The sequence below is a fragment of the Mesorhizobium caraganae genome, assembly GCF_016836705.1.
GTDB lineage: Bacteria > Pseudomonadota > Alphaproteobacteria > Rhizobiales > Rhizobiaceae > Mesorhizobium > Mesorhizobium caraganae.
Genome location: NZ_JAFCGY010000003.1, coordinates 99,596 through 115,854 on the forward strand (window position 1 = coordinate 99,596; position 16,259 = coordinate 115,854).

Annotated in this window: 25 protein-coding genes; 8 read left to right on the forward strand and 17 right to left on the reverse strand. The window is 59.1% G+C overall.

Features of this window, described 5'->3' with window-relative positions; translation table 11 throughout:
• Positions 1–66: 66 nt before the first annotated feature.
• The 5 genes from JQK88_RS10355 to JQK88_RS10375 all read right to left on the reverse strand — a co-directional run bounded on the left by JQK88_RS10355 (position 67) and on the right by JQK88_RS10375 (position 4,506).
• Positions 67–1,233 carry a D-alanyl-D-alanine carboxypeptidase family protein gene (locus tag JQK88_RS10355; RefSeq protein WP_192254120.1) on the reverse strand — a complete coding sequence of 389 codons (1,167 nt, stop codon included), beginning with the start codon at positions 1,231–1,233 and terminating at the stop codon, positions 67–69.
• A 102-nt stretch (positions 1,234–1,335) separates the two neighbouring features.
• Positions 1,336–2,544 (reverse strand): septal ring lytic transglycosylase RlpA family protein, encoded by a 1,209-nt coding sequence (locus JQK88_RS10360; protein ID WP_203278232.1) that lies wholly within the window; start codon positions 2,542–2,544, stop codon positions 1,336–1,338.
• A gap of 199 nt (positions 2,545–2,743) precedes the next feature.
• On the reverse strand, positions 2,744–2,836 hold the full coding sequence (locus JQK88_RS10365) for a putative RiPP precursor (RefSeq protein WP_192254116.1): 93 nt from the start codon (positions 2,834–2,836) through the stop codon (positions 2,744–2,746).
• Positions 2,837–3,514: 678 nt separating this feature from the next.
• The gene (locus tag JQK88_RS10370) at positions 3,515–4,267 is read right to left on the reverse strand and encodes a hypothetical protein (protein ID WP_203278233.1); all 753 of its coding nucleotides are present in this window, start codon (positions 4,265–4,267) and stop codon (positions 3,515–3,517) included.
• Positions 4,264–4,506: a hypothetical protein gene (locus JQK88_RS10375; RefSeq protein WP_203278234.1), complete on the reverse strand. Its 243-nt coding sequence runs from the start codon at positions 4,504–4,506 to the stop codon at positions 4,264–4,266. Before JQK88_RS10375 ends, JQK88_RS10370 begins: the two co-directional genes overlap by 4 nt.
• A 91-nt stretch (positions 4,507–4,597) precedes the next feature.
• Between JQK88_RS10375 and JQK88_RS10380 the strand changes: the two genes are divergently transcribed.
• On the forward strand, positions 4,598–4,852 hold the full coding sequence (locus JQK88_RS10380) for a helix-turn-helix transcriptional regulator (RefSeq protein ID WP_203278235.1): 255 nt from the start codon (positions 4,598–4,600) through the stop codon (positions 4,850–4,852).
• A gap of 9 nt (positions 4,853–4,861) precedes the next feature.
• Complete coding sequence (locus JQK88_RS10385) at positions 4,862–5,254, forward strand: hypothetical protein (RefSeq protein WP_203278236.1); 393 nt, start codon at positions 4,862–4,864, stop codon at positions 5,252–5,254.
• An 87-nt stretch (positions 5,255–5,341) separates the two neighbouring features.
• Here JQK88_RS10385 and JQK88_RS10390 read toward each other — a convergent pair whose 3' ends face one another.
• Positions 5,342–5,704, reverse strand: a complete 363-nt coding sequence (locus tag JQK88_RS10390) for a c-type cytochrome (RefSeq protein ID WP_203278237.1) — start codon at positions 5,702–5,704, stop codon at positions 5,342–5,344.
• Positions 5,705–5,908: 204 nt separating this feature from the next.
• Here JQK88_RS10390 and JQK88_RS10395 point away from each other — a divergent pair, with 204 nt between their 5' ends.
• Both JQK88_RS10395 and JQK88_RS10400 read left to right on the forward strand, forming a co-directional pair.
• Complete coding sequence (locus JQK88_RS10395) at positions 5,909–6,868, forward strand: IS1595 family transposase (RefSeq protein WP_203278238.1); 960 nt, start codon at positions 5,909–5,911, stop codon at positions 6,866–6,868.
• Between the two features lie 76 nt (positions 6,869–6,944).
• Positions 6,945–7,196: a hypothetical protein gene (locus JQK88_RS10400; RefSeq protein ID WP_203278239.1), complete on the forward strand. Its 252-nt coding sequence runs from the start codon at positions 6,945–6,947 to the stop codon at positions 7,194–7,196.
• Positions 7,197–7,560: 364 nt separating this feature from the next.
• Here JQK88_RS10400 and JQK88_RS10405 read toward each other — a convergent pair whose 3' ends face one another.
• Entirely contained in the window at positions 7,561–7,737 is a 177-nt protein-coding gene (locus JQK88_RS10405) for a hypothetical protein (RefSeq protein ID WP_203278240.1), read from the reverse strand.
• Here JQK88_RS10405 and JQK88_RS10410 point away from each other — a divergent pair.
• The gene (locus tag JQK88_RS10410) at positions 7,736–8,347 is read left to right on the forward strand and encodes a hypothetical protein (protein WP_203278241.1); all 612 of its coding nucleotides are present in this window, start codon (positions 7,736–7,738) and stop codon (positions 8,345–8,347) included. The genes JQK88_RS10405 and JQK88_RS10410 overlap by 2 nt on opposite strands.
• 616 nt (positions 8,348–8,963) lie before the next feature.
• On the opposite strand, the gene JQK88_RS10415 is transcribed toward JQK88_RS10410, so the two are convergent.
• From JQK88_RS10415 to JQK88_RS10440, 6 genes are all read right to left on the reverse strand, one after another.
• A complete protein-coding gene (locus tag JQK88_RS10415) occupies positions 8,964–9,188 on the reverse strand; it encodes a DUF768 domain-containing protein (RefSeq protein WP_312037257.1) in 225 nt (74 codons plus the stop codon).
• 324 nt (positions 9,189–9,512) lie between these two features.
• Positions 9,513–9,806: a hypothetical protein gene (locus tag JQK88_RS37145; RefSeq protein WP_203278242.1), complete on the reverse strand. Its 294-nt coding sequence runs from the start codon at positions 9,804–9,806 to the stop codon at positions 9,513–9,515.
• Between the two features lie 80 nt (positions 9,807–9,886).
• Positions 9,887–10,054, reverse strand: coding sequence for a hypothetical protein (locus JQK88_RS10425; protein ID WP_203278243.1), 168 nt, complete (start codon positions 10,052–10,054; stop codon positions 9,887–9,889).
• Positions 10,055–10,361: 307 nt separating this feature from the next.
• The gene (locus tag JQK88_RS10430; protein ID WP_203278244.1) at positions 10,362–10,649 is read right to left on the reverse strand and encodes a hypothetical protein; all 288 of its coding nucleotides are present in this window, start codon (positions 10,647–10,649) and stop codon (positions 10,362–10,364) included.
• A 228-nt stretch (positions 10,650–10,877) separates the two neighbouring features.
• Entirely contained in the window at positions 10,878–11,303 is a 426-nt protein-coding gene (locus JQK88_RS10435) for a hypothetical protein (protein WP_203278245.1), read from the reverse strand.
• A gap of 135 nt (positions 11,304–11,438) precedes the next feature.
• On the reverse strand, positions 11,439–11,903 hold the full coding sequence (locus JQK88_RS10440; protein ID WP_203278246.1) for a hypothetical protein: 465 nt from the start codon (positions 11,901–11,903) through the stop codon (positions 11,439–11,441).
• Positions 11,904–12,096: 193 nt separating this feature from the next.
• Between JQK88_RS10440 and JQK88_RS10445 the strand changes: the two genes are divergently transcribed.
• Positions 12,097–13,470 (forward strand): recombinase family protein, encoded by a 1,374-nt coding sequence (locus tag JQK88_RS10445; RefSeq protein ID WP_203278247.1) that lies wholly within the window; start codon positions 12,097–12,099, stop codon positions 13,468–13,470.
• A gap of 343 nt (positions 13,471–13,813) precedes the next feature.
• Positions 13,814–13,981: a hypothetical protein gene (locus JQK88_RS10450; RefSeq protein ID WP_203278248.1), complete on the forward strand. Its 168-nt coding sequence runs from the start codon at positions 13,814–13,816 to the stop codon at positions 13,979–13,981.
• A gap of 41 nt (positions 13,982–14,022) precedes the next feature.
• Here the strand turns inward: JQK88_RS10450 and JQK88_RS10455 are convergent, their stop codons facing one another.
• Entirely contained in the window at positions 14,023–14,388 is a 366-nt protein-coding gene (locus JQK88_RS10455; protein ID WP_203278249.1) for an HNH endonuclease, read from the reverse strand.
• Here JQK88_RS10455 and JQK88_RS10460 point away from each other — a divergent pair.
• Positions 14,387–14,566, forward strand: a complete 180-nt coding sequence (locus JQK88_RS10460; RefSeq protein WP_203278250.1) for a hypothetical protein — start codon at positions 14,387–14,389, stop codon at positions 14,564–14,566. The two genes, JQK88_RS10455 and JQK88_RS10460, sit on opposite strands and share 2 nt — an antisense overlap.
• 14 nt (positions 14,567–14,580) lie before the next feature.
• Here the strand turns inward: JQK88_RS10460 and JQK88_RS10465 are convergent, their stop codons facing one another.
• The 3 genes from JQK88_RS10465 to JQK88_RS10475 are packed head-to-tail and all read right to left on the reverse strand — an operon-like array spanning position 14,581 to position 16,252.
• Positions 14,581–14,838 carry a hypothetical protein gene (locus JQK88_RS10465; RefSeq protein WP_203278251.1) on the reverse strand — a complete coding sequence of 86 codons (258 nt, stop codon included), beginning with the start codon at positions 14,836–14,838 and terminating at the stop codon, positions 14,581–14,583.
• Complete coding sequence (locus tag JQK88_RS10470; protein ID WP_203278252.1) at positions 14,835–15,578, reverse strand: hypothetical protein; 744 nt, start codon at positions 15,576–15,578, stop codon at positions 14,835–14,837. The genes JQK88_RS10465 and JQK88_RS10470 overlap by 4 nt, the downstream gene beginning before the upstream one ends.
• Positions 15,575–16,252 (reverse strand): ATP-dependent Clp protease proteolytic subunit, encoded by a 678-nt coding sequence (locus tag JQK88_RS10475; protein ID WP_203278253.1) that lies wholly within the window; start codon positions 16,250–16,252, stop codon positions 15,575–15,577. The genes JQK88_RS10470 and JQK88_RS10475 overlap by 4 nt, the downstream gene beginning before the upstream one ends.
• Positions 16,253–16,259: the final 7 nt, after the last annotated feature.

A 16,259-nucleotide genomic window follows, 5' to 3' on the forward strand; every position in this document is an offset into this window, starting at 1 on the left:
TTTGTCCTGTTTTGCGCTGACGTCATAGTCCGGACCTTATCAAAGGTCCACGATTCTGACGCTGCTTTAACGCAACCAGCCGACGGCCAGTTCCTTGGCGGCATCGAACGCGCGTTGCGGCAGCGTGCCGACGCCGACCGATTCGGCGGCGAAAAGCGGCGTCTCCTGGCTCAGCGTGTCGCCGATCCAGACGCGCAGCTCACCGACTGGCTGGCCCTCCTCTACCGGCGCTGACACTGGCCCCTGATAGACGATCTTTGCGGTCAGCTTGTCGCGGTTGGCGATCGGCAGCAGAACGTTGATCGGCGCCTTTGCTTTCAGCGCCACGCCGGATTTGGCGCCGCCGAACACCTGGGCCTCGCCGACCACTTCGTTGCTGGCGAATATCTCGGTCTTCTCGAAAGACCGGACGCCCCATTCGAGCAGCTTTCGCGCTTCCTCGGCGCGCTCGCGATCGTTCGCCAGTCCGCTCATCGCCGCGATCACCCGTGTCCCGTCATGGCTGACCGAGCCGACAATGCCGAAACCGCCCGCCTCGCTTGCACCGACCGCCAGTCCGTCGGCGCCGATGCCCATGGCGAGCAACGGGTTGCGGTTCCTTTGCGAAATCTTGTTCCAGGTGAAATCGGCCCGGCCATAGTAGAGGTAGAGCTCGGGGTATTCGCGCCACAGGTGCAAGCCAAGCTGCGCCAGTTCGCGCACCGTCGTCTGCTGTCCGTCGGCCGGCAGGCCGGTCGAATTGACGAATGTCGATTTCGCCAGCCCGATCTGGCGGGCGCGATCGTTCATCTGCGCGGCGAAATTCTCTTCGGAGCCCGCCATGCCCTCGGCCAGCACCATGCAGCCGTCATTGGCGGCCTGTATGGTGACGCCCTGGATCAGGTCCTCGACCCGGACCGCCGATTTGAGCTTGGCGAACATGGTCGACGTTCCCGACGGGGCGCCGCCCTTGCGCCAGGCGTTCTCCGAGACCACGAAGGTGTCGTCGAGGGTCATGCGCTTCGACTTGATGGCGTTGAAGACCATCTCCATGGTCATCAGTTTGGCCATCGAGGCCGGCGGGATCGGTTGGTCGGCATCCTTGGAAAACAGCACCGTGCCGGTTTCGGCATCGATCATGAAAGCCTGCGTGGCCTTGGTCTCAAAAAGCTGCGCATTGGCCGGAACCAGCGCGGCCAACAAAAGGCCAAGACCCAAAAGCCCGGCGAAAGGGTGGACAAGGCGAAATCGCATGAGAGGCTCGACCGTTGGCCTGCAGGAAACGTGCCGCAAGGCTATCAGGCTTCTTCCCGGCGGATCAACCGCGCAATGGGAAAACCGGCATGCCGTTGTTGATCAGTCGCGCACAGCCAGTGCGTCCGGCGCGCCATGCGACCACGCCGCGCGCAGGAGGTCGTCGACATTGCCGTGGCCATCCGGATAGACATTGACCGCGTACCAGTCATTGCCGTCGAGTTCGGTGCTCTGGATTTCGGTCCTGCCGAAGGGTTTGAGGGCTTCAGCCACCCGCCTCGCCTCGGCGGCATCGTCGAAGGAGCCGGCGGCGACATAATCGGACGTTGCCGGGGCGGCCTGTGGATTGGATTTTTTCCACGATTGCAGAATGTCGGCCGGCGACATGCCCTGGTCGTCCAGTGCTGCAAAGACGTCGGCGCGCTGCACGCGTTCATCCGCATAGGACAGCGAGGCCACGGCAAAAGGCGACTCGGGCCGCTGAGGCACGATCGGTCCGAATTCGGGCAGCGTGATGTCGCCCAAAGCCGGCGCCTGCACCGACATTACGGGCTGCGCCTCGGTGCCGGAATTGGTCAGCTGGCCGGGGAACGGCACGGCGGCGGCGCCGACCGGCAGGCTTGGCGAAGGTCCGTTCATGGCAACCATGACGCCGGTCGGCAAACCATCCGACGGGTCCGGTATGCGGTTGCCAGGATGGTAGGAAGCCATCAGATACTGGTCATCGTCGCCGTCGAGCGGCGCGCGGCCGACATATTCGACCTTGACCTTGGCGGTGCCGACCTTGGCGTAGTCGAGCATCTGCGCGGCACGCTCCGAGACATCGATGATGCGGCCCTCATGGTACGGGCCGCGGTCGTTCACGCGCACGATAACCGAACTGCCGGTTTCGAGGTTGGTGACACGGGCATAGCTCGGCAGCGGCATGGTCGGATGCGCCGCCGTCAGATGCGTCATGTCGTACACTTCGCCATTGGCGGTGAGACGGCCGTGGAAGGCGTCGCCGTACCAGGAGGCCAGCCCGACCTTGGCGTAGCGCTTGTCTTCCTTGGGGTAATACCACTTGCCGCGCACCTGATAAGGCTTGCCCAGTTGGTCACGGCCGCCGCCGCGCCGCATGTATTGGACGCGCGGGCTGGCCTTCACGCCATACTCGGTCTCGGCAAAATATTCCTTCGAGCGAGGCTTCTTGTAGACCATCGCTTTCGACTCGGACTGCGGCGACGCGCAGGCGGCCAGCAACGCAGCCGAAAGAGCGCACAAGACCAAAGCAGGAGCGCGACGAAGACGCCGATGCGTCGTGGTCTGCATGTTTTCAGATGTCCCCAACTATATCGACACAGGCACCGTTTTTAGAATCTCGGCGGAGCCAGAGCAGCAATGCCTGCGACGCGCCAATCCCCATCCCCTTGTGCGCAGGAATTGTTTATCAGCGTATTAATCGATTGTGTCCGGAACCGGGCAGGATTGTGGCGGCGGCCGCACCGCTGCCGACGTCAGGCCGTATCCGTCATTGCGGCTCGATGGAGGGGAGTTCCTGCGCTGTCACATGCGACAGCCTCTGGCGCTTTACCAGGACCGGCTTCTCGTAGGTCTTTTTCATGGTTTCCCCACTTGCTCCTGTATTTGGCAAGCACAGATTGGCCGGTGTTTCGCCGCATTGTCAATGTTCGGGACAGAACAAGCGGCTCACTGTCATGTTTCGGTAGATATTCGATGCCGACGATCTTGCACTGTTGACAGGCCTTTGCAGCGCGCACTAGAGCAATGAAACGCGCATGGTCTCCCTTCGCTGCTGCTTCCAGCAGCCAGGAACGGCGATCAGGACGAGCGCGCAAGTGATTGAAAAATCACGACGGAGGGATGGCCGAGCGGTTTAAGGCACCGGTCTTGAAACGTGGTGAACGCCATCCCGGCTGGTCATTGACGGTCCCGAATAGCCCGATTTTCCGGGCTTTTTCTTTGCCATCATCGGCTCGCTGTCCTGCCCCGTCCCTGCCCTTCCCTTGGCGTCCGGTGCCAATTGCGGTGCCAGTTCTTTCCTGCGACTATCGGCAGGTCCATGCGACATGGATGCGACATGGGAGGGAAGCTTTGAACAAGTCAGGATGGCAATATGCTGTGGGGTGCGGCGTAGCGACCATGGTGGGCTCAGGCGCTTTGGGCTTCTTGCTACAGGCATTTGGCATGAGCGAACGCGGCGGTCTATTGATCGGGGCCGCTGTGACCAGCACCCTTGCTGCTGCACTAGTTTATGACACGGGTGTTAGCGCCGGCAAATCTAACTCCAGTTACTGAAAAGCCCGCCACCGTGAGGCAGCGGGCAAATCGTTTCGTGTGCGGAATGATTAGCGCCCTGGCCTCCCATTATGGTGCCTATCCCGTCATAGTCGCCATGGTCTTGCTCGCGCTCGTCGTCGCCTTCGCGATCGTCGCGGGGTTCGTTGGCATTGCAGCCGATTCCGTAGCCGGACCAGCCAAGGTCAGGTTCCCCCTCGGGATGGTTCCACGTGCCATCCTCCTCCACCTTGCCGGCAAGCCGCTGGTCTATGTGCTCGGTCCAGCCGAGTTCCCACTCGTCATCCTCGCGCCCGTCGTGGGGCTCGTCCAGCACGTCGCCGCCATGCTCGTTTTCGACCTCGCAATCGTCAAGGCCTGGAGCGGTGGCGCGGGAGCCTCCCCAGTGCGCTTGCGAGTTGCCGCCGCCGTAGGAGACCGTTAGCTCGCCGCTGCGGCTCCACGGGCTTTCCCGTGACGTAGGATGGCGTTCGCAGGCGCCCATCATAGGTTCGTCGTCGGCGCCGTCCTCGTCGTCGCTGTTGTCGCGCTCAAGGTCGTCTTCGCCGATAGACGGCTCGTCGTCCGCCGTGTCTTCGAGATCGCAATCGGCCTCCATGAGGTCCAGCGCGGTGATCAGCGACATGGCGCGGTTTAGGAGGTCGTTGAGGCGCTTCTCGACAGACTGGCGCCATACGCGCGGGTCTGTGCCCTGCGGCATTCCAAGAGGCTTTAAGGTGGGCGTGTGCGCGTTCATGACTGCACCACGAGGACGAAGCCGAGCAAGTGATCAATCTGAATGTGATACTTGCCGCCGTGGATCATCGCGAGGGAAGCGGCGATCGAGGCGGCGTCCCGATCGATCTGCATCGCCGCAGCGGCCATGGCGACGTCGCCCATGACGATAATGGGTCGGCGGGAGAATCTTCCGATGATATTCATTCCCTCGACAGCGGGCATAACTTCGCCGGCTGCCGGAACAGTGGTGTTCGGCATGATGTTGCTCCCTGAGCAAAGTTGCTATAACGTCATGCAAATTAAATGACTTGCCTCTAAAGTCAATACAATTTGCATGAAGTTGGAGCGGATGACGATAACGGCAGGACAGTTGAGGGCTGCTCGCGGCCTGATAGGATGGTCGCAACAGGATCTTGCAGAGAAGGCAGAGGTTGGTCGCGCGACCATTGCCGATTTCGAAGCTGGGAAACGGGCGCCCTACGCTACGACGCTTGCTCGGCTACAGGAGACCTTGGTCGCGGCCGGCGTCGAGTTCATCCCCGAGAATGGCGGCGGCGCCGGGGTAAGGCTGCGCAAGGGTGGCGGGATAGACAGCGGCGGCTAGTTGGAGGCTATGGCAGAAGACGAGTTCCAAGCAAACTGGCGGGGTGCGCGCAAATATCAATTTGACGAAGAAACCCGTCGGAAGCAGGCCGTGCAGGATCGTAAGTTCCCCGATCCTGATCCTGCCCCTTTGCCGCAACCAAACGAGCCCATTCCAAGCACTGAAGCAGAGGCGCCTGTAGCAAAATCGCAGCCGATACAGCGCGGTCTCTCCGTCGCAACGATTCTGCTTCTACTATCCGCGACCCTCGCGTCGATCGCGGGCTACCTCACATTGTTGCTTTACGAAAGACAACAGATTGTGCCGCCGACCCAGGCAACGAACGCGCAACCTCAGACCAGCACGCCAAATCCTTCCCTGCCTTCGAATGTGCCCCTCCCACCGAACCGGCCGCGACGCTAGCGCTTCTTCGGCTTCGGCGTGATCTCCTCGATCCGCGCGTTAACGCCGTCCTGCACCATCGCCTGTTCTTCGATCTTGGTTACTTGTTCACTCCGGAACGTCGACGGTAATCTTGATCGCGGCATAGTAAGCCGCAGCATTGGCGATGTCTTCCTGGCTCAGGTTCTTGGTGACCGCCGACATCATTTGACTCTTGCGCTCTCCGGCCTTGTAAGCCATCAGCGCGTGGACGAGATATTCGTACTTCTGCCCGGCGATATTGGGCGTGTAAGACATTTTGCCGAGGCCATCCTTGCCGTGGCACGCTTGGCATTGCACCATGACTTTCCGGCCGGCGGTGATGTCGCCTGCTGCCTGCGCAAATGACGAGGTGACCACGAGGGCAGCCAGGCCAAGGATCAAACCACGCTTACTACGCGCCCGGACGTGTCGAGTAAGTTTCTTGATCATCGAAGCCCTCCCATCGGTTGAGTTCGCGGCCTTTCCCCCCTTTGGCCTGACGCAGAAATTAACTGCCGGTGCATCGCGCGTGTCCAGCAATTGGGGATTGTGTAAATCGGCTTGCCAGCGCCTTCGAGATCAGGAATATAATCCTAATTATATACTTGACGTACCATGAGGATTTTGCGATAACGAGTCCAAGGAGTTATCGCAATGTTCGATCTGACCAACGACATTTACCACGACGCCGGCAAGGCCCGCGAGCATTTGGAGGCTATCCATTGGCCCCATGGCCCGTTCTGTCCTCATTGCGGCAATGCCAACCCTGAGCGCATTACGAAGCTGGCGGGCAAGTCCACGCGCCCCGGCGTCTACAAGTGCAACGAATGCCGCGCGCCGTACTCTGTCACGGTCGGCACCGTCTTCGAACGTTCCAAGATCGGCCTGCACAAGTGGGTCCTGGCTTCGCATCTCTACGCCTCGTCCAAGAAAGGCATGAGCGCTCATCAGCTGCACCGCATGCTTGGCGTCACCTACAAGACCGCTTGGTTCATGGCACACCGCATCCGCGAAGCCATGAAGGAAGATGTTAAGTCTTCCGGCCCGCTTGGTGGCGAAGGTAAGACCGTTGAAGCTGACGAAACCTATTTTGGGCCGAAAGACACAATCAAGAAGCGCACCATTCGCGGCAAGCCCTCCAATTCCTCCAAGCGCTCTATTGTTGGCCTTGTCGAGCGCGGCGGCAAAGCTCGCATGTTCCACGTCGAGCGCGCCACCAAGGCATCTGTCCGTGACGTGCTAGTCCGCAACGCTGACCGCAAATCCACGCTCATGACCGACGAGTCCAACTTCTATCCGATCACCGGACAGGAGTTTGCGGACCACGCCACCGTCAAGCACACTGGCGGCGAATACGTTCGCTACGAAGCTGACCGCACCGTCCACACCAACACGATTGAGAACGTGTTCTCAGTCTTCAAGCGCGGCATGGTTGGCGTCTATCAGCATTGCGGCGAAGCCCACTTGCACCGCTATCTTGCCGAGTTCGATTTCCGTCACAATCGCCGCACCGCGTTGAAAGTCTCGGATGCGGAGCGCGCCGCCGATCTGCTTCGCATGGCCCGCGATAAGCGCCTTACTTATCGGCGGATTGGTGAAGCCGGTCACGCTTAAGCAGAAGGCGCGAAGACTCCTACATCTCCGAAAAAAGCGATAGGGTTCTTCCCTGTTGGACGGAGGACGGAGTTCAATGACTGTCAGAATCGTCGGCTGCGAATATGAACAAACAGAAGACGACCCCTATCCACGGCTCTTCGCCAAAGCGAAATATGGGATTCAGGATGTCTTGATCCCCCTAGACGCTGTGTATGTGGATGGGGATTCTCCGCTCGAAGAAATGCTAGCAAGCGCCGCAGCGGCTCGTCGCCTCGCCCATGCGCTTCTGCTGTATAGTGATGGGATCGAAAACTCACAATCCAGGCGCCCTCCACAAGGCGGGTAACCTTTAGGTTCATCGCTCGACTCCAAGAAATGAATCAGCGTACCATCCGAATCAATGCTGCCCCAAACGGCCCCGGCATCCGCATTGCCGGGCACCCCGTCTGGATAAGCAGCAGCCCGCGCGCGCGCCGAGAAGGCTAGCTCTTGTAGTAAGTGGTCGCCCTTGTGGCCGCCACTGTGCGCAATGCGAACGGGACGTACCGGAAGCGGCACGTGACGCGGATGGTACACCGATAGACCAGCGAACGGCGGGTTAAAACCGTAATGCTGGCATGACTCACGAAACCTTTTGGTTCCGTGGCCACGGACCGGAGTTTCAGACCATGAAACCCACGGTCAAGATACAGATCAAGGTCAACGTGGCCTTATGCCTTTTGGGCATTGCGGCCATTATTCACGCCTTGATCTGAAACAGGGGGGCGGCGGCTTCGGCCGTCGCCTTTCTCCTTTTTGGCCGTCCTATGATCCGGCGGCGTCTTCAACAGGCGGCGCAATACCTCGTCGCCCTTTTCCTGATCTTTGTCTTTGGGTGTTTCAGACATGCCTCAACCTTTATCACGAGTGGCGGCGAACGTCTCCATTATGGTCGGGAATGCGGGCGACCGACCGCTGTCACGCCATCCAGATTTAGCTATCCTGGCCATCGAGGCAATCGCCTCTTGGTCAAACGTCGAGCTATTCATGCTCGATATGTACGTCCAGCTTATGGGCGGCCTGAACGACAGGGCTGCTACAGCATATTTGGCGCTTGAGACACAATCGGCCAAGACGCAAGTTATCCGCGCCGTCGCTCAACAGGTTCTCAGCAAGAAGGATTTCGACTTACTTGTTGCCATATTAGCAATCGCCAAAACACGGCAAAAATTTCGTGACAGGCTAGCCCATCATACATGGGGCGAGTGCCCACAAATCCACGACGCTCTTCTATTGATAGACCCAAAATCACTTCTGGCTTTGCCCATCGATATGGACCGCGTTTACGTCTATAAACGTGCTGATTTTGAGGAAATTATCAGCGCCAATGATAGGCTTTGTGGCTATGGCGGCACGTTTCGCCAGATTATCGGCGACACCCTGAAGCATAAAGACTTTCTATACGAGCTGCTATACGCGGCACCTGAAGTGCGAGAAAAGCTAGGTCTTCAGGCATAGCCAAATCAATTTCCTCTCGCAAAATCTCCTCGATTGCGATTTTCAGTTTTTCAGTGCCGGCAGTCCCGAATCACTAGGCATTTTTTCCTCTGGTACGTCAAGTATATAATTAGGAAACGCCTATTGATCCCTGCTGGCCTAGCGCTTCTTCGGCTTCATTTCCTCGACCCGCACCTTGTCGCCGATCTTTTGGCCATATCGAGCGCCTTCTGCTTCAGGACTCAGTGCGGTTTCTCGAATCGCTTAGGCGTCACCGGCTCGTCAGCCATCAGCGGCTTTCCTCGGCAACGGCGAAAAAGGCCCGCTGCCGAGGGGGGAAACAGCAGCGGGCTAATCGATGGCCGGATGGGGAGTGGGCAACAATGGCATCCGGCCAGCATTTTCAACGAGGGGGGGCGAACATTGTTCCCGCGCCGTTCGCGTAAATTAGCGACAGCTTGACTAGGCCGTCGCTCGCCCGCGCATCCGGACCGAATCGGTCGCGGAGCTTCGTAAGGTCGAGTTCCAGCTTATGATGGCAGGCCGCGTTGTGGGCCAGCAAGCCGTCACCGTCATCTTGTCATCGATCAGAGATTGAACGTCCACTTGCCATGGCGTCGATATAGCGCCGCTGCGGTCAGTCCGCCACGACCGCATCGCGGTGCAAGATTGCGTTGCGGATTGCCTCGTAAACGCTGCCGGTGGCTTCCTCGATCTCGTTGCTGCTTATGCCGATCGCTTTGGCATCTTCGAATAGCTTCTGCGTCAACTCGGCAATCGAGATGACGTCGGCGCCAGCCGTGGCGGGAACGTTGGGCCAATCCATTTGTACAAAAAATCTGTGCCGCGTGTGCTCAATCAACGCCCCTCGGCTCGAACGGCATTAGACGCCTTGGCGAAGTATCGTTGTCAGGAAAACCTATATGCCGGTCTGCCGGCGCGGATTGTAGCGCGCTTTCAATATCAGCCCAGGCCTCGGGCTGGGTCATCATTTTCAGTAAAGCTGGGTGCAAGCCATCGCCGCGCGCCGCTGCAATTTCATGCATTGATCTAAAGAGCAACATGGGACGCATCCGTTATCCAGTGAGACCTGGAAAAAGCAAAACGACGCGTTTGAACCTATGTTCCAGCGAGATACAAAAAAGCCCGCGAGCCGAAGCCACAGTGTTCCGGAATAGCTCGTATATTAGGCTCCGCTCATCTTGACGTCGGCGCCGGCCGCACCAGAATTATCGGCATGGCTCGGGGTAATTTCAAAGTTGGCGATGAGGTCGCCGTCACGGCAGTTGTGCGCGGGCGCGTCACAGAGGATCGCATCAGCGTGACGATCCCCTCTTATGACTTCCCGCATTCCGTTGTCGATTCGACTTCGAAGGCTGTCATCGGCCAGCATATGGAACTGATCGGCCCGGTCACGCGCATCGACGGCGACAAGGTGACAATCAGCCTCCGGCCATTGGTGACCGTCGACGCCGAGCATGTCCGTCTGGTGGAGAGCTACGTGCCGCCCAAGCGGACGAGACCGCTCGTGGACGACCCTAGCCGAAAATGACCAAGCTTTCAGACCTTGGCCCGTTTATCCCCGGCAAACGACACGGCGCCGAGCAGGTCAACGAGCGAGACCACTTTTACACCTGCCCTAACTGTGGCCAACCCGTCGACCAGCGCGTTGCTAGGCAGGTGTTCTATCATGAAGGCCCAGGGCATGAGCCGCTCGAGCCAGAACATGCAGGAACGGTTTTGCAATTCCCCAGTACGCGCAAATGAAAAGCCCGTCGCTCGAAAGGGTTGAGCGACGGGCCTTTGTCGGTTGCTCTGTAACTGCGGTGCTTGAAGCCGCTCAATGAGGGTGAGCCGGAATTGGCCCGCGCCCATGGCAGTGCAGACGCGGGCCAACCAAGGTGCCCTTGGTCAACGGCCGGAAGGGCGAGGACTAGCCGCCGCGGATTAACTGGCCGTATCGGGGCGAGGTTCCCCAAGCGCAACGAAAAAAGCCCGCTGGCTCGTGCCGGCGGGCTTGGCTTTGATGTTGGGCTTATTTGCCCATCTTCATGGCCATTTTGCAGAAATCGGCGTGCGACTTCGCGACGGTTGCGTCGGCGCAGTCCTTCATAACCGCATTCCGGTCCTCTTCCGACATCGCCATCCATGCGGACTGGATGTCAGCCTCAGACCTCATGGTCTTCATGCCTGCATCCGTGAAAAACGGCGACATCTTTGCAGGATCGTCGAGAGCCGATGTACCTGTGCTGCTGCCGGCGAGAGCCGAGCCTGTAATCATTGCGAGCGCCATCGCGCTCACGGTGAGCATCTTTAATGTCATAGAAATTCCTCCTAAAGGCAGGCCGTTTTAGAACGGCCATCTCCTCAACGCCGAGAATTAGAAAAGTTTCCTCGTTTAATGCAAAAAGCCCGCCGGCCGGAGCCAGCGGGAGGGTTGTGGTGGCAGAGTGTGGTCTGACAGATTGCAAACGGTCTGGCCCGGCTTTGTTTCAGGATTGCTAAAACGATCTTGGAGTCGTGCCCCACGCCGACTCGGCGCTACTCAACTTTAAGCAGCCTTCAGGTTAATCACCCGCATCACGGCAACTACTGTTCCGTTGTTTGTAGCGGCCTCCTTCGTGCTACCCTTGCCGCAGCTCCATACGTCGCCTTCCTTGGCCGTGAACTCCATGTCCCCGGCCGTGACCTGCAGCTCGCCTTCAGTGACCGTGCAGACCATGTCGTCCGCCATGACGTCCCCCAGCGGGCTAGATCCTTTTGGCTGATAGACGACGTCTTCCATGGCAATTTTCTTATACCCCTTGATGTGGGAGTCTCGCGTTCCCAGCTCGACGAGCCGAACGCCGGGAAAAATCTCTTTGCCATCTGTCGGACCGTAGGCCTTGGCCGCTACCGGAGTGGGCTTTGCGATTAAAAGCGGAGCCGCCAACGAGGCGGCACCAAGGGCGAGAGCATTACGTCGATTTATCTTCATAACATCCTCCCTGAGTTGGTCCGCCCGGCTGGGCGAACCTGATATTTTACGCGCCCAAGCAGCCAGAGAGTCAAAACACAATTGAACTGTATCGCAAGGAGCCCCGCCAGCGCGCGTTTACCCCTGCCCGCTGTCCTACGCCGCCGAAGCCTGCCGCGCGTCCTGGCGACCGCCTGTGGCCAGCGCCATGCACTGCGAAGCCATTCCCCGGGAAAGCCCTTCCTGCTTGTCGAGCAATGGCCCGAAATGACCGTGCGGCAGTGACGCTTTGACAGCGAGCAAGCGCCGGCCGATCGCGAGCTTCTGGTCGACGGACATATGCCCGCCTGGCACCGCTCGAGGCTCTGCCAGTTCGGCTGCTGGCGTGTACGAGTTCGACGGCGACATGAGCGCGAGATAGGCGCGATCGACCTCTGCTTTGGTGGCATCAGGCAGTTTCATGAACTGGCGCGTCGTCATGCCGAGGCCCGCGGCAAGCGCCGCAATGTGCCGTTTCAGCCCGCGCAGCCGGTTGATGCGTTCCAACTGCCATTGGTTCGGCAAGCGATAGGTGCCAACGCCCTCGATCTCTATTTCGGTGAAGGGTGTCCTTGCCAGCATGCCGCGCCTCGCTGCGAACTGCCGGATATTGCATAAGTCATGGCTTATACGCAAGGTGCCCGACCTTGCGGCATCCGCCCGCTGGCCGGCACCTGTAAACTACAGTGCACATAATTGAATGCCCCAGCTTTTACCACAATCGGCAGGCGCAAATTCTGATATTTTCGGGCGTTGGTAAGGGAGGGCCTCTGCAATGCCTGAACTCTCGACTGTTCTCCGCGTACCGGCGGCGCAGTACGTTCGTATGTCAACCGAACACCAGTGCTATTCGCTGGAAAACCAAAGAGCAGCCATTTCCGAGTATGCCGAGGCGAGAGGCTTTGCCATTGTCCAGACCTATGCCGATGCGGGCAAGAGTGGGCTTAGCCTAAAAGGCAGGGAGGGACTCAAGCAATTGCTCGCCGATGTCGTGACCGGCCAGCGGAATTATTCTGTCATCCTGGTATTGGATGTCAGCAGGTGGGGACGGTTTCAGGATACCGACCAAGCCGCGCATTACGAATTCATCTGCCGCGACGCTGGCGTCAATGTCCATTATTGCGGGGAACCGTTCGAGAACGACGGCAGCATGGTCGCCAGCATCGTAAAGAACCTGAAGCGGGTGATGGCGGCCGAGTACAGCCGTGAGCTTTCCAGCAAAATTTCAAGGGCGCAGATCAATCAAGCTCGCCTTGGGTTTAAGCAGGGCGGCCCAACGCCGTATGGCATCACCCGCCTTTTGGTCAGCCGAGATGGAACTCCCCGATTTTTGCTCAACCCAGGCGAACGCAAGGGGCTGGATTCAGAACGAATAGTTTTTGTGCCCGGACCTCCGGAGGAACTCAAAGTTGTTCGCCGGATTTTCCGAATGTTTCTGGCGCACAAACGGAGTGTTGCGAACATCGCACGGACGTTGAACGACGAACACGTGCCGGCAAGGGGCGGCTTATGGGGCTGGGAACGGGTAAGACACGTCCTGCGCAACGAGCTTTTGACTGGCTTCTACGTCTTTAACCGGACCAACCACAAAATGAAGAAACCGCCCAGTCGCAACCCCTCCGGTCTCTGGGTACGAACGCGGGTTATGGAGCCTATCATCGATCTCAAGACCTTTGCGCGTGTGCAGCGGGAATTCCGGCTGAAGCGGGTCTATGCTCTCAAGAAACCGGAAATGCTCAAAAGTCTGAGGCGCCTTTTTCGAGAGAAAAAGATGCTTTCGCAGGACATCATCAACGAGTGCCCATACACGCCGTCCTCCCATGCATATTGGGTGCACTTCGGCAGTCTACTAAAGGCATATCAGGCCGTTAGTTTCAGGTGCCCGCCGGGTGGCCAACGAGGCAAATACTACTCAAATGACGAGTTGCTTCGTGGCGTTCGGCGATTGCACGCGACGTTCGGTTACGTCACAACCGCTCTCATCAACGGGGATCCCCATCTTCCGGGCGGTAAGGTTTTCAAGAGGCGCTTCGGCTCGATCGTGAAAGCATATGGCCTTGCCGGGTTCCCGACCACGATGCGCGAGAGTATGTCAGCGGCTCAAAAGCGAGCTGCGGCTCGGCGTTCCCTTCTTAAGCGATCGTGTTAGCCAATTTCCATACCTGGCGGACTGCGAAGGCAGCGCATAAAGAACTTGTAGACGCACAGCAGGATGAACTTATAGACGCACAACTCAATATCGTACTCGCCTGTGCCTTCTGCCCACCGCGTCCAGAAACTGTGAAGCCAGCATAGGGCACGTCCTCGACTGTCGTGACGATCGGGGTGCCGAAAATGGCGAGTGCGCCGCCGGCCGCGTTGCGGAACATTTGACCGGTAGATAGCAACATCGTCAGATCCTCTCCTCGGCGCCGGCGCGCGCCGTTGCTTCACATCCACGGACTAAAAAAACTTCGGCTTTTGCCATCCACGGACAGGAAAAACTCTGAAAAATGGACCTTGGCGAACCTATCGCGGACGGCTCAAAGCCATGTGCTGCAAGGGTTGGAGCGACGGAGGTTTTTCCGGTTTATTTGTCGGTTTCGGCTGAAATCGCGCAAACAGGAAAAAAAATCCGCGAATGCTGGTGCAGCGGCTATGAGCCGAAACGCGGCTTTTAGGTCAAATGGCCCCCCCATGGGTCTTGCAAGCGCTTGGGTCATCAATACCAGACCCCTTTCGGCATCGAGCTTTCCGCCTTCTGCTTCGTGGTGCTGTGGCAGGTGCGGCAAAGGGTCTGCAGCTTGCCTTCCCAGAACTTCACCGGGTCATTGCGATGGGGGATGACGTGATCGGCGACGAGGTTCGCGGTGTTCGGCTCGATCCGCTTGCACATGCGGCAAGTGAAGCGGTCTCGAGTGATCACCTCCATCCGCAGCTTGCGCCACCTGGCGGTATTGTACCAACGGAACGCCGGCTCGGTCTTAGACCGCAGCGATGATCGCTCCCGCTCATTGGCTGGGCCTGCCACGTTGAGGCGCGGTGCCATGCTGGAGAGCGCCGGCTTGAGGTTCGCGAGCTTAGCCATGGAGCACCTGCCACTCGCCTGGTCGCGCCGCATGAAGCCATTCGTCGGCAAGGAAGTGCTGAGGGTCGATCTCGATGGGCAGGTCGAACCACTGGCAGACGTCGTCATCGACGTTCGCACAATGGCCGATGACGATGACCGAGCGGCGATCATCTTCAGCAAGGACGGCTTCCACTGAGATGATGGTTGGCATCACTGCTGCCTCATCTCGGGCGGCTCGATGATGGTCTCGGGCACGCTATGGTATCGCTGCACCGCTACCCAGATCAGATCGGCCTCATGGCTTGTTGGAAAGCGCGAGTAGGCTTCGTGGAAGCGTGCCAGGCATCCCGACAGTGTCGACTTGAGGATGTCCGGGTCTCCGGCCCAATGCTGGCCTTGGCCCGTTATGTGGATACTGGCGATGGTCGGCGCCTCGGCCGGCGTATTGTCGTTGTCGTGGTTGGTCATGACCGCGCGTCCCTGCCTTTCTTGACCATCAATTTCCAGCCAAGCCCTTCGCCCGGCTGCAGCCCTTGAGCGTTGTCAAGCTCGCAATGCCAGCTGCTGCCCTGGTGGGTGCAGACATCGCCATGACGGTACGAAACACCTCGGTCCCAGACGCCGCGATAGGCCATGCTCGGCTTGCTCTCCAATTCGGCCAGGCGCTTCTCGATGGCCGCGCATCTAAGGGCATTCCACGCTTGGCCAGCCTCTGCTTGGGCAGCGACGAGCGCGACCAGGTCCAGATAAGCCCGGTCATCCGGGTGGCACCCGGCATTCTTCAGGTGCAGTTGCCGGTGATAGGTGAAGCCCGCCACGAAACGCTCGTAGGTCTCCGTGAATGCCTTCTGATTTTCCTCGGTTCTGGCGAGGGATGGGTACTCCGGCACCTGCACCGGCTCGAGTTTCCAATCCCGATGCACCTTGGCTGGTCCTGCCGGCGCCGCCTGTTGGCGCTTAGGTTCTGCCAGGTCGCCGAGTTCAACGTCGAAGCGCTTCTTGTGCATCTCGTCGACGTGACCGCGCAGAGCTCGAACCTGGGTTTCCAGCCGCTTCTGCATCTCCTCATCTTGGTCGAGTGGGTGCTTTTGCCGGTCAGCATCGACGACGGCGCGCTTGTCGGCGATCTGCTTTTCGAGGCGCTCGATCTCCTTATCGATTTTGCTGAGATCGGCTTGGCGCTGGTCGACGATGACTGGTCGCTTCATGTCGTGGCCTCGATCTCGTGGATGAGCCCATGCCGCAAGCACCAGTCGAGCGTTTGCTGTTCGTCTTTCGCGGCCTCGATCGCCAGTTCAGCGAGATCGGCACCGGAGCGATCGGCGATGATGTTGAGGTATTCGCCATCTCGCTTCCGCAGAGTGCGCATTGCCTCTAGATGCCGATACACCGTCCACCGCTCGCGATGGTCGGGACGGTCGGCGGTGAGGTGCATCAAATATTCGGTGTTGGCCGATGCGACGCGATGATCACAAGCCATCGAAATCAGAACGCCGGCCGACATGCACCGCTTTCCTAGCTTCGCCCGCTTCATGCCAGGGTGCCAGCGGATGGCACGATAGATCCGAACCGCAGCGGCGAAGTCGCCGCCCTCGCTGTCGATCACCACGTTGATTGCAGGGGAAAGCCGAGCCGATTCCAGTTGGTCGTGCACATTCAACGCCATGGCGTCGTCGATGTCGCCGATGATGCGAACTTCCGCCATCTCGACGACGGACATGCGGGCTTGGTCGCGCTTAATTTCGGCCTTGGCCCGAACTTCAGCCATCAGCCGGTCGCACGGCTCAAACACATTGCGGCGCCGCTCCAATGCCGCAGGGAGAAATTCCGCGAACTGTTCCTCCAGGGCGGCAAGTCGGCCAAGGATGAGGTCTGTGCTCATGCGCGCA